The sequence below is a fragment of the Micromonospora sp. NPDC003776 genome (assembly GCF_053605645.1).
Window position 1 is genome coordinate 1 of sequence record NZ_JBSGJR010000177.1, and the last position, 11380, is coordinate 11380.

Below are 11380 nucleotides of genomic sequence, written 5' to 3' on the forward strand. Positions count from 1 at the left end.
GGGTCACGACGGCGATCCCGCCGCAACCGGTCCACCAGTACGGTCAGCCCGTTCTCGTCGCACGCTCTCACCGGTACATCACACCAGAACGCCCGTGCTGGCCGAGTTGCGCGATCAGCCCAGCGATCCTGATCGCTCCCAGCGCCAGCGCGGACCACCAGCAGGCAAGCAAACGTTACGCAACAGCCACGGCAGATGTCGCCGCCGAACCTCGCTGCTGCCACCACCATCGCACTGAGCGCGACCGGGCCGGCCAGCAGGCGAGCCGATCGCCGGAGCACCGCGGTCATCGCGCCGAAGTCCGGGCGGGGGATGGGGGAGAGCCCTACCGGATGTTCCCGGTGTGGCCGAGGGAGTAGCGGCCGGGCTGCGGCCATACGGTCAGGCCGTGCGGGCCCCGACCGACTGGTATGCGGGCCAGCAGCTTGCCGGTCTCCGTGCTCAGCACGTACACCTCGTTGTGGTAGCGCCCGGACAGCCAGAGCTGCTTGCCGTCCGCCGAGAGGCCGCCCATGTCCGGGCTGCCGCCGCCGGGGATCCGCCAGGTCGCCGTGGGTTTCAGGCCGGCCAGGTCCAGGACGGTCACACTGCCCTCGTCCCGGTTGGTGACGTACGCCAGCCGCGCGTCGCGGCTGAAGTAGATGCCGTGGGCGCCCCGGCCGGTGCGGATGAAGCCGGTCTGCCGGGTGGCCTGGCCGTCGAAGACGTACACCCCGTGGGCGTGCATGTCCGCGACCAGGAAGTGCTGCCCGTCCGGGGTGAGTCGGGTGTCCTGGGGCATCCCGTCGGACGCCTCGGTGAGCCGGAAGTCGCGCAGCTTGCGTAGGCTGGCGGTGTCCAGGACCAGCATCCGGTTGGCGAACTCGCAACTGAACAGCATGGTCCTGCCGTCGGCGGAGTAGTCCATGTGGTTGATGCCGCCGCACTCGGGGAAGCGGACCGACCGCACCCGCTGCCAGGTGCCCAGGTCGTAGAAGTCCAGCCGCCGGTACGCCTCGGCGACCACGATCGCCTGCTTGCCGTCCGGGGTGAAGTAGAGGTTGTAGACGTCCTCGAGCTTCCGGAACTGGCCCGGCTTGCCGATCCTGGCGTCGATCGGGACCAGGCCACCGTTGGGGATCTGGCTGGACGCCACGTAGAGCGTGCGCAGATCGTAGGAGGGCACCACGTGCTGCGGCTCGGGGCCGCCGGGGAATTTGTCCACCACCTTGTAGGTCGCCGGGTCGATCACCCAGACGTCGTTGCTCTTGGTGTTCGGCACGTAGACCAGCGGGCGGTCGCCGCGCACCGGCGCGGCGAGTTGGTCGGGGCCGGCGGCGGCGTAGACGTTGCCGGCCGCCGGGTAGCTCGGCATGCCCGTCACCAGCGGCCCGAACGACCGGCCCGCCGAGGTGCCCGCGGACGGGCTGGTCAGCGCCTCCCTGGTGGGTGCCCGGTCGGTGCAGGCCAGGAGCCCGGCCGACAGGAACAGGGCCGGCGCGGCGGCCAGCAAACGACTGCGGGGCATTACGCCATAATAACGGACAAATGCCTGCCGGGGCTGGGAGAGTTGCCCTCTCCAGTACTGCGGTGACGACTGCGGTGGTGCCCCGGCAGGCGATGCGCCGGGAAGAATGTCAGTGCCCCGAAGCCGGTGATGACCAACTCGAGGCTGGTCCGCAGGGCGGTGATGTTGTGTCGTGCGGGCCGTTGCGGGAACGTGGTCACCGGGCCCGAGTTGGGTGCTGGCCGTCGTCTGGCTCTGCTGCGGTGGCGTTCGCGTAGGGTTTATCGGCGCCACGGCGGACACTCGGCGTTGGTCGCCGCGCGGAGGATCCACTCGACCGGGCCGTACCGGTGGGTCCTCATCCAGAGAGCGCTCAGCGCCAGCTGCGTGGCGAAGATGCCAAGCGCGAGGGCCAGCACGCCGGCTGGCGGTACCCGGCCGATCAGGCCGAGACCGAGCCCGGTGAAGATCAGAGCACAGATCAGGGGCGCCGTTGCGTTAGCGGATCGGCGGACGTGTTGAACCCGTGCCGGTCCGCGCTCAGATCGCTTGGGCGAGTTCGGTGAACGCAGCCGCGTGGTCGGCGGGGTGTCGATGGGAAGTTCGTAGTGGCCGCGTCGGAGGTTCTGCATGAACGAGTGACCGGCGATGATCACCTGTGCTGCCTTGTCCGTTCGTAGCCCGCGCATCGGTCTCAACCGTTGCTTGAGCTGGCTGTGATCAGCCTCGATCGGATTGTTGGCGTACTGCTCGACGTGGTGCCACGCGGACGGGATCAGCTGGTCGAGCACGGCGGGGTAGACCGCGGCAGCGTCGGTGACCACCTCCGCGGGTGTCACCTTCAACGCCGACAGCGCCCGGCGGAAGAACCTCCGGGCCGCGCCGGCGTCCCGGCGGGCCGAGACCAGCACGTCGATGACCTGCCCTTACTGGTCGACCGCCCGGTACACGTACCGCCAAGCCCGTTGACCTTGACGTACGTCTCATCAACGAACCACGTGTCGCCTGGTGAGTGCCGGCAGAAGCGGGCGGCGTCGGCCAGCAGTGGCGTGAACCGCTGCACCCAGCGGTAGACCGTTACGTGATCGACCTCCACGCCACGTTCGACCAGCAGTTCTTCAACATCGCGATAGGACAAGCAGTAGCGCAGATACCAGCGCACCGCGACCACGATCACCTCTGGCCGGAACCGAAACCCGGCGAACGCCGACCTCGGAGGCAGCCACGGGCCAGGACGGGTCGATGACGTCACTGCTCAAACCTGCCTCGATCTTGCCAACGCTCAACGCAACGGAGCCGCCGCCGCGCCTGTCGGCCTTCTGCCACTACCCGCAGTCGCGTGCCGTCCAGAGCTATGGTCGGCTGCCCAACTTTGATCAGGTGAGGATTGCGTGGCAGATCTCGCAGAGACGACCCTGAGCGGCTGGCAAGCGTCGGCCGAAGAGGCCGGGCGCCGGCTGGCGGGCATCACGGCCGCCGGGGCGCTGCTCGGCGTGCTCGTCGGCGGGGTGGGTGGCCGGCTCGCGATGATGCTGCTGGCGAGACTCAATCCGCACCTGAGCGGACTGACCAGCGACGACGGCTTCACCATGGGGCGGTTCACCGTGGCCAACACGCTGCAACTGCTCGGCACCGGGCTGCAGTTCGGCCTGCTCGGCGTGGCCTTCTACGCCGTCCTGCGGGCACTGATGATCGGCCCGCGCTGGTTCCAGGTCCTCACCATCGGGGGCGGACCGGCCATCGTGGTGGGAGCGGTGATCGTCCACCCCGACGGTCTCGATTTCACCCTGCTCGGCTCGCCGTGGCTCGGCATCGCGCTGTTCATGGCGATACCCGGGCTGTATGCCGGATTACTCACCGTCCTCGCCGAGCGGTGGATCCGTCCCGATGGATGGTTTGCGCAGGCCCCGTTGGCCCCCGTTCTGCTGTCGCTGGCGCTCTGGCTCCCCCTGGCCCCGGTCCTCCCTGTCCTGGGGTTGCTCTGGCTGGCACGTCAGGGGGCCCGGCGGCTGCCGGCCGGCGCTGCCCTGCTGGCTCACCCGTCCCTGCCGTGGATCGCCAGGCTTGGCTTGATCGCGATCTTCGTCATCGCTCTGGTCAACCTCGCCCATGATGTGAGCGCATTGACGTAGTCCGCGCGGCGGCCGGGGGACGGACCGGGGTCCCTCACTGGAGTCACAGCCACGGCGCTGTGGCGATTGTCGAATCACGGACACGCGTCCCCTGCCCGGACGACCTGGCCGGGATCCTGCTGGAGGGAGCGGCCGCACGGCACGCCGTACGGCGTCGTGGCCCTGCGTGGGGAGGTCCAGGTGTCCCTCACGTTCGAGTTCTCGGCGGCATTCCGGTTCAGCCTCGGGGTGTCCCCGGCTCTGATCGCCTTCGGCGAGATGCGCATGCTGCCGTACGCCGCGCTGCAGAGCCTCGTGGACGACGAGCTGAGCGCCAACACCGCCTTGGAGCGCCTGGAGCCGGGGGAGTGCCCGGTGTCCCGGGGATCCTGGCGGATGTTGCCGCGGCTCAGCCGGCACCCCACCTGGTGAGCCCGTCCTGCGCTGCGCGCCGCCGAACAGCGGCGGGGAGCAGACTCGACCTGCGTCCGCAAGGCCACACCCTCGGCGTTGCCTCGCTGTACCGTGGCGCCTACGGTGCAGACCTACACCTCATCGATGTCACGACTGGCCAGCGCCGACTCGTGCACACCGAGACACCCGGCAGCGGCCCAGCGATGCAGACGTTCATCCACACTGTGCTGTTCGACGCCGCAGCGAGAACGTAGACATGCTCAACCACGGCTACCGGGACATCGAATGGCCCGAGGTGGAAGCCATTCTGAGGCAGCGTCACAAGGGTCGGATCGACTCCGACGACGGTCCAGGCATGCCGCTCGGGTCGTGACGTGAGGCAGGGACGGGTGAACCTGACCAGCATCGCGCGAACGGCGTCGGCGGCGACGGTCGCCGGAGTGGCCGCCATCGCCAGCTACAGGCATATGCAGCAGCTCGCCGCCGGGGTCTGATTGTCGCTGCCTGCGGATGATGACATCCGCGCGAGTAGGCGACGGCTTGGTCTTCCCGAGACGCTCCTGCACATCGCTCCGGCGCACCTGGCAGCGCCGGTGGTCGTACACCCGACACCGTCAGCGATCAGGACCCGAAACCTCGTTAGCGTCATCGACAGCTGTCGCCGAGGTACGCCCCATGGTCCACAAGCAGGCAGGAGGAAATCCAATGGTGAGGCTTAAGCTACGGTCTACCAGTGCCGTTGTCGCCGTCGCCGGACTCGTCGTCGCGTCGGCACCCAGCGCGGCGACGGCGGCCACAAGTAATAGCGGTGCCGACCGGATGACGGTGGTCGCCACCGGGCTCGACAACCCCAGGGGTTTGGCTGTGGCGCCCGGGGGAGTGGTGCTCGTCGCCGAGGCCGGCAAAGGCGGCCAAGGACCATGCATCATCGGCGGGCAGGGTCAGACTTTCTGTCTCGGCGCCACGGGCGCGATCACCGCAGTCTCGGGGCGCCAGCAGAAACGCGTCGTTACCGGCCTTCCGTCACTGGGCACCACGAACCAGTCCGAGGTCCTCGGACCACACGACATCGCGTTGACCAAGGCAGGCCCGCTCGTCACCATCGGCCTGGGCACCGACCCGCAGCGCCGGGCTCAGCTGGGGCCCGCCGGGGCGCTCATCGGCCAGACCGTCCGGGTCGGGCCTTCGGGCGCCAGCGCCTTCGCCGACCTGGCCGGGTACGAGGCGGCCAACAACCCGGACCAAGACCAGCCCGGCACCGGGCCGGACAGCAATCCCTACGGCCTCTTGCCGTACCGGGATGGTGCCGTGGTGACCGACGCGGGCGGCAACGACCTGCTGCGACTCGACCGCCAGGGTCGCATCTCCACGCTCGCGGTTTTCCCGACGACGCCGACGCCGAACCCCTTCGGCGGACCGGACATCCCGATGCAGTTCGTGCCGACCACAGTAACGACGGGTCCCGGCGGGGCGCTCTACGTCGGCCAGCTAACCGGATTCCCGTTTCCCGTCGGCGGAGCGAAGGTGTGGCGAGTCGTGCCCGGCCAGACGCCCACCGTCTTCGCCGGGGGCTTCACGAACATCGCCGATATCGCCTTCGACAACAAGGGCAGACTGCTCGTCCTCGAGATCTTCACCAACGGCCTACTCAGCGGCGATGCGACCGGTGCATTGATCCGGGTGGAGCGAGACGGCACCCACACCGAACTCGCCCGGGCCGGCCTCGTCACGCCCACGGGCGTGGCGGTCGCCCACGACGGCACGATCTACATCTCCAACAAGGGCACGATGGTCGGTCAGGGCGAGGTGCTGCGGCTGCGAATGCGCGACTACGCGACTAGCCAAGCCAGCCATTGACGGCCTGGCTGGTAGTGGCAGCCAGGCCCAGACGTCCTGGACCTTCACGTCCCGGTTCGAAATTCTGGGCCTGGCTGCGCAATCGGTGATCCTGTTCGGCACAAGCATCCATGTGCTGGCGGGCGCCATTCGAGCTCGTCCCTCCCTGCGCCACTCTTTGCATCCACCGCACTACGCCACGGAGTTGGTTTCCCGACACACTGTGTCCGTTCCTCCCGCCGGCACGTAGTTTGCTGTCACGGTCCGACTACTGGGAGGCGCTCGCCGATGGCCGAGATGCTGGAACCCCGCCTGATTCCGCGAGCGCGCCACGCCGCCGAGGGGTCCTCCATTGGGCGTGAGCGGGCTCGCTGGAGCGGTTTCCTCCGACTCGCCCGACTACGCTTCCTGCTCTACAACCTTCTGCCGGTGGGCCTCGCCGTGGCGGTGTCGGTACACCAGGGCTACCCGCTCGATTTCAGGTGGTACGCCGTCGCACAGCTGTTCTCGTGGACGGTCCATGTGATGACGCACTATTGCAACGAGTACTTCGATCTGGAGGCCGACCGCGCGAACGTCTACTTCACCCCGTGGACCGGTGGCAGCCGAGCACTGGTGGACGGGCTGGTAGCTCCCGTGGTGTCGCTCGGCGCCGGGTTCGTCCTGTTGAGCGCGTCGGCGCTGATGGTGGCCGTCATGCCGTCCTGGCAGGCACGCGTGCTCGCCACCGCGGCCGTTGTGCTTGCCTGGTTCTACACCGCACCGCCATTGAAGTTCAACTACCGGGGCGCGGGCGAGCTCACCGTCGCCGCGATCCTCAATGGCCTGTGGCCGGCCGTCGCGGTAATGCTTCAGGCGGGCACCGTACCCATGCTGCTGGTGGCCGTGCTAGCGCCCACCGCGTTGCTGCAGGTGGCGCGGATGATGGTGATGAACCTGGGCGACCGCCGATCAGACGCGACGGTCGGCAAGCGCACGCTGCCGGTCATCATCGGTTACCAGCCGGCGGTGCGCCTGATCGTCGGCGCGCAGCCGGTCGCGTACGCGATGCTTACGGCATTCGCCGTGCTCGGCTGGGTACCGTGGCTGGTCTGGGCCGCGATGATCTCTACCGCGCCGCTATCGGCGTGGCTCGTCAGGCAGCTCCGCCGCGGCGCAATGCGTGACCTCGACCCCAGGCGGATGACACCGGTGGTGTTCTGGGCATCCAACCACGTGTCCCTGATCGTCGCGGCGGCTATGCTCGGCGTGATCTTGGATGCGGCACGGCGCTCCGCCCACCTGGGCGCGCTTGCCGTGCTCGGTGCGGTCCTCGCCGGCTACGGAGTCCTGTTCGCCCACCGACTGTGGTTGGCGTACAGGGCCAGCGTCAACCTCGACCGGCCGCGAGTGGCCGCGGCGGCGACAGCGCCTACGGTCGACGTCGTCAGGTCGTCGGCGACACCGCCATTGGGTGAGACCGCCCAGAACCAGGGTCGGGACCGCAGCGCCCACGTTGCCCCGACGAACGCCGGCAGGTTCTAGCCGGGGCCGAGCCGGGGCTGCTCGGCCCCGTTGCCGCCGTCAGGGCCTGGCCACGAGCACGGTGACGAGGGTGTCGCCGTCGCAGTCCGGAATCTCGCGCAGCGTCCAGCGCCCGACCAGACCCTTGCCGGCGAAGTTCGACTCCGCGTCGCGGTCCTCGAACTCACCTTCCTTGAGGGTCAGCCCGGCGGCCGGGTAGGCCCGCTGCCTGAACGCGAGGGTCGAGCGGAAGTCACCTGGTGTCACCGCCGTGACCACCAGCCGCCCGCCGGTCCGCTGCTCCGAGCCGGTGAGAGTTGCGTCGGACGGCAGCGGAACCTCGCCTGGGAGCGCGGTGGGCCGCGGCACGGCCGTCGCCGCGTCCGCGCAGACCAGGGTGGTGGTCGCGGATGCGCTTCGGGGCTCCGCCGCGCCGGGAGCGTCGGGATCGCCGAGATCCGTCTCGCCTGCGGTGCCGCCGCAGCCGGTGAGGGCTGCGGCGGCGGCAAGCACGAGAGCACCCGCTTGTACGCGGATCACTTCTTCTTCCCCTTCGCCGTTTTGACCGGGTCGAACGCGGCGAACAGCGACTTCCCGCCGCTCTGGCTGGCGATGGTGGCCAGCGCGTCGAAGTTCTGCGCGCCGCCGGTGGCGCAGGCGCCGGTGCACCCGTCGGCGTACCCGACAAGGACGCGGCCCTGCTTGTCCACCTGGATGTCCATGAAGTCGAGCAGGTTTCGATCAGTGCCGCAGGTCGTGCCGCCAGTGCAGATCGAACCCTTCTGCACCGCGTCGTTCGGCGTCGCATCGGTCAACGACCAGGTCCGCCCGCAGTCGTAGGTGACGGTGACGTACAGGTGCCACTCGCCGGTGAAGTTTGTGGCGTCCTGGTAGTTGCCGCCGGTGGTCGTACCGAGGAAGGCGAACGCGGCCCGGTCCGGGTCGCCGGCCGCGACGGCCGGGAACACCACGTTCTGCACACCGAGCGCGGCGCCGACGTCCTGGTCGCTCTCCCAGGTGCGGCCCTTGTCGTGCGATACCGCGACGTGCGCATGGCCATCGGCATTCTGGTAGCCGAAGTACACCGTGCCGTCGGAGCCGATGCCCACGGATGGGTCGCTGTCCGCCGGCAGGCCGGTCGGCACCTTGCGGACCTGCCAGGTCAGGCCGTTGTCCTCGGAGACCGCGACGGCCTGGTTGCCGCCGCAGCCCTTCTTGGGTACGTAGACCGTGCCGTCCTTCGGGGAGACCTTGACGTGCCCGTGCAGGCCGCCGCAGTCCAGCAAGTCCGCTCTGGCTCTAGGTCGAGCAGCCGCAGCGCGGTGGCGGACTGCACGGTAACGGTGGCGATCGCGTGGCCCACCGTGTCGTGCAGGTCACGGGCGATCCGCAGCCGTTCCTCGGTGACCAGGCGCTCCGCCTCCAGTTCGCGCTCTCGTTGTGCCTGGTCCAGTCGGTGCCGCACCTCGGCGCTGTACGCGGCCCGGCTGCTTATCAACGCGGCAAGCAGCATCGCCGCCGCCAGCGTCGTGGCCTGCGGTGGGAACGCGGCGAGCAGTTCCAGCGGCGGCATCTCCCGGTGGGCGATCAGCACGACGGCACCGACGGTCAGGAAGAACACCGGTACCGGAAGCGCCCACCACAGGCGGCCGGCGCGGGCCGCGTCGTACAGCGGCACCACGAGCACCAGCGCCGGCGGGAAGCCCGGATAGTCGAGCGCGTAGAACAACAGCAGCGCCGCAGAGACGGCGTACAGCACGGCGGTCGGGTACCGCCGGCGCAGCAGCAGCGGCGCCGCCATCGCCACTCCGAGCAGGTACGCGAACCAGTCCCGGTCTCCCGACCCGTCCTCGCTGCCGGACGCTATCGCGACCTCAGCGGCAACCAGCACCGCGAGCGCGATCCCGACGTCCACCATCCACCGCCGCAGCACCGGCCCGCCCCTCAACACCCGCTCCCCGTATGCGCCCCCGCGCACAATCCGCCATGGACCGTCCCGTCGACGAAGCTTGCAGACCCCAGTTTCCTCTACGATGACGTCCGCCCGTGCTGGACAGGCGTCATTGCAGCGTCGCCATGAAGAAATCAACCACCATATCGGTCACCTCCTGCGTCGAGGGTTGCTGTCCGGGGGTAGCCAGGGTGTGTCCGGTGCCGGTGACCTCGACGAACTCTGCCGGCACGCTGGCGGTGCGCAGTTGCTCGGCGAACCGAACGGACTGGCGCGGTGCAACGTCCTGATCCTGCGCGCCGTGCAGGATCAGGAACGGCGGCGCCTGCCCGGTGATGTGGTTGATCGGGCTGGACGAGTGGCGGGTAGCCTTGGACGGACCGATACCGGCCCAGAGCAGGAACCGGATGAACGGCGGCGCGTCGGCGAAGTCGTTGAGGTCGGTAGGGCCGAACATGTCCACCACGGCCTGAACCGCGCTGGGCTGCTTGGCGTACGGACCGGACCCGCCCTGCTGGCCGGTCAGACCCAGCATCGACGAGAGCCAACCACCGCCACTGGCGCCCCACACACCGATGCGGGAGGGGTCGATGCCGAGGCCCGCGGCGTGCGCCCGGAGGAACCGCACCGCACATTTGGCATCCTCGAGCGGGGCGGGCCACGGGGCGGCGGGGGTCAGCCGGTAGTCGATCGAGGCGACAAGGTAACCGTTGCTGTTCAGCCGCTCCCGCAGCGGGGGGAACAGCGCACCCTGGTGGTTGGACAGGGATGCGCCCAGCCCGGAGAGTTTCCGGTCGCCGAGTACCAGGCCACCGCCGTGGATGTACATCGCCACCGGCGCGCCCCGGCCCGGCGTCCTGGCACCGGCCGGCGGGGTATAGACGTCCATGGCCAGCGGACCCCCGTCCATCCGGCAGTACTCCAGCGTGCTGCGCTTCCCGGCCGGCAGGTGACGCGGAGCCACGGTGTCGCCGGGGAACCCGGCTCCTGCGAACCCGTCGCTGACCCCGCTGAACCCCACGAAGGCGGCCAGGAGCACGACCAGCGTCACCGGCGCGACAGCGACCGCCCCCGCCACCCGGCGCAGCCGTGGCCGGCGCGCGGCTCGCGCGTCGGGGCCGCGGGAGGCGGCCACCGCGCCGAAGGCCCACACGATGCCGAGCCCCGCTACGCCGATGACCTGCAGTCCCGCGCAGATGTAGTCGACGAACCCGATCACCGAGTCGGCCGGTATCCACGGCGAGGGACCCGGCAGGACCGGCACGCCGCGGGTCAGGAGCCACACCACGAGTACGGCCAGCGCTGCGGCGGAAGCCGACACCACCCGATGTGATGTGGGGCGGGCCAGCACGCGGGCAACCGTACCTAACTGTGTGGCACCCAGGGCGGCGAGCAGCAGAGCGTACGGCCACGCGGTGTGCCACACCGCGGCCAGCGGAGCAAGGTAGATCACGGCGCCTGCCGTGACCGCCAGCAATGACGTGATCAGCAGGGGACCCCGGCGCAGCGGCCGATGCTCCGCCGCGTGGGTCAGGACGGCGTCTGCAGCGCGCGGGGACAGCAACTCTTCTGACATGCCACCGATCGTCGCGACCCGGATGCCCTGCATCGTCCGCCCCCGGTAGGCAACCACCGTACGCGGGTACTACTGCCGCCTACTCCGCCTGCAGTAGAGCGTCGACTGGGTGCGTGCCCGGCATCATGATCCTCGCCGTGATGATCGCGGTGGCCGGCGCTCTGGCCGGTGACCCGCGTACCTGGATCGAACGTGCCCTGGTTGTGCCCCGCCGCCGGAGGCAGCGGGAAACGCAATGGCCGCGCCGGGGCGGGCGGCACCGCCGGTCTGCGTACCTTCGATGTTCTGGTCGACGAAGGCCGTGCTCCACGACCACGACGTACAGGCGAAGGCGGGCGCGTTGACCGCGGACGTGATCACCATCAAGCACACCGGCGGCGACCTGAAGGTCGAGCTCCGCAGCGAGATCGGCGAGCGCGACCCGATCCTCAACGCCCTGAAGGTCCAGGAGGACCCGCGCCCATGAGATAAGCCGAACCGGCCCTCTAGCAGAGGTCAGAGCC

The 11380-nt window shown here is 69.5% G+C and carries 10 protein-coding genes and 2 pseudogenes; 5 read left to right on the top strand and 7 right to left on the bottom strand.

Annotated features, from left to right (window positions below; all coding sequences use genetic code 11):
* Positions 1-325 precede the first annotated feature (325 nt).
* The 3 genes and pseudogenes from ACWEVO_RS16560 to ACWEVO_RS16570 all read right to left on the bottom strand — a co-directional run bounded on the left by ACWEVO_RS16560 (position 326) and on the right by ACWEVO_RS16570 (position 2708).
* Complete coding sequence (locus ACWEVO_RS16560) at positions 326-1507, bottom strand: YncE family protein (RefSeq protein ID WP_452308395.1); 1182 nt, start codon at positions 1505-1507, stop codon at positions 326-328.
* Positions 1508-1767: 260 nt separating this feature from the next.
* Positions 1768-2058 (bottom strand): DUF418 domain-containing protein, encoded by a 291-nt coding sequence (locus ACWEVO_RS16565; RefSeq protein WP_452308404.1) that lies wholly within the window; start codon positions 2056-2058, stop codon positions 1768-1770.
* Positions 2027-2708, bottom strand: a pseudogene (locus ACWEVO_RS16570) (IS6 family transposase). Before ACWEVO_RS16570 ends, ACWEVO_RS16565 begins: the two are co-directional and overlap by 32 nt.
* A 169-nt stretch (positions 2709-2877) precedes the next feature.
* Here ACWEVO_RS16570 and ACWEVO_RS16575 point away from each other — a divergent pair.
* From ACWEVO_RS16575 to ACWEVO_RS16590, 4 genes are all read left to right on the top strand, one after another.
* On the top strand, positions 2878-3618 hold the full coding sequence (locus tag ACWEVO_RS16575; protein ID WP_452308396.1) for a hypothetical protein: 741 nt from the start codon (positions 2878-2880) through the stop codon (positions 3616-3618).
* A gap of 180 nt (positions 3619-3798) precedes the next feature.
* A complete protein-coding gene (locus ACWEVO_RS16580) occupies positions 3799-4029 on the top strand; it encodes a hypothetical protein (protein WP_452308397.1) in 231 nt (76 codons plus the stop codon).
* Between the two features lie 657 nt (positions 4030-4686).
* A complete protein-coding gene (locus ACWEVO_RS16585) occupies positions 4687-5868 on the top strand; it encodes a ScyD/ScyE family protein (RefSeq protein ID WP_452308398.1) in 1182 nt (393 codons plus the stop codon).
* Between the two features lie 267 nt (positions 5869-6135).
* Positions 6136-7371: a prenyltransferase gene (locus ACWEVO_RS16590; protein ID WP_452308399.1), complete on the top strand. Its 1236-nt coding sequence runs from the start codon at positions 6136-6138 to the stop codon at positions 7369-7371.
* 39 nt (positions 7372-7410) lie between these two features.
* On the opposite strand, the gene ACWEVO_RS16595 is transcribed toward ACWEVO_RS16590, so the two are convergent.
* The 4 genes and pseudogenes from ACWEVO_RS16595 to ACWEVO_RS16610 all read right to left on the bottom strand — a co-directional run bounded on the left by ACWEVO_RS16595 (position 7411) and on the right by ACWEVO_RS16610 (position 10910).
* Positions 7411-7890 (bottom strand): hypothetical protein, encoded by a 480-nt coding sequence (locus ACWEVO_RS16595; protein WP_452308400.1) that lies wholly within the window; start codon positions 7888-7890, stop codon positions 7411-7413.
* Complete coding sequence (locus tag ACWEVO_RS16600) at positions 7887-8636, bottom strand: sialidase family protein (protein ID WP_452308401.1); 750 nt, start codon at positions 8634-8636, stop codon at positions 7887-7889. The genes ACWEVO_RS16595 and ACWEVO_RS16600 overlap by 4 nt, the downstream gene beginning before the upstream one ends.
* A 23-nt stretch (positions 8637-8659) precedes the next feature.
* Positions 8660-9268: pseudogene (locus ACWEVO_RS16605) on the bottom strand (histidine kinase); the annotation flags it as partial.
* Between the two features lie 142 nt (positions 9269-9410).
* A complete protein-coding gene (locus ACWEVO_RS16610) occupies positions 9411-10910 on the bottom strand; it encodes an alpha/beta hydrolase fold domain-containing protein (protein ID WP_452308402.1) in 1500 nt (499 codons plus the stop codon).
* Between the two features lie 202 nt (positions 10911-11112).
* On the opposite strand from ACWEVO_RS16610, the gene ACWEVO_RS16615 reads away from it, so the two are divergent.
* The gene (locus ACWEVO_RS16615; protein WP_452308403.1) at positions 11113-11343 is read left to right on the top strand and encodes a hypothetical protein; all 231 of its coding nucleotides are present in this window, start codon (positions 11113-11115) and stop codon (positions 11341-11343) included.
* Positions 11344-11380 lie beyond the last annotated feature (37 nt).

Excerpts from the sequence above, each read along its gene's own strand:
- ACWEVO_RS16615 (WP_452308403.1), top strand. The coding sequence starts at position 11,113 with ATGGCCGCGCCGGGGCGGGCGGCACCGCCGGTCTGCGTACCTTCGATG.
- ACWEVO_RS16585 (WP_452308398.1), top strand. The coding sequence starts at position 4,687 with ATGGTCCACAAGCAGGCAGGAGGAAATCCAATGGTGAGGCTTAAGCTA.
- ACWEVO_RS16560 (WP_452308395.1), bottom strand. The coding sequence starts at position 1,507 with ATGCCCCGCAGTCGTTTGCTGGCCGCCGCGCCGGCCCTGTTCCTGTCG.
- ACWEVO_RS16610 (WP_452308402.1), bottom strand. The coding sequence starts at position 10,910 with ATGCAGGGCATCCGGGTCGCGACGATCGGTGGCATGTCAGAAGAGTTG.
- ACWEVO_RS16590 (WP_452308399.1), top strand. The coding sequence starts at position 6,136 with ATGGCCGAGATGCTGGAACCCCGCCTGATTCCGCGAGCGCGCCACGCC.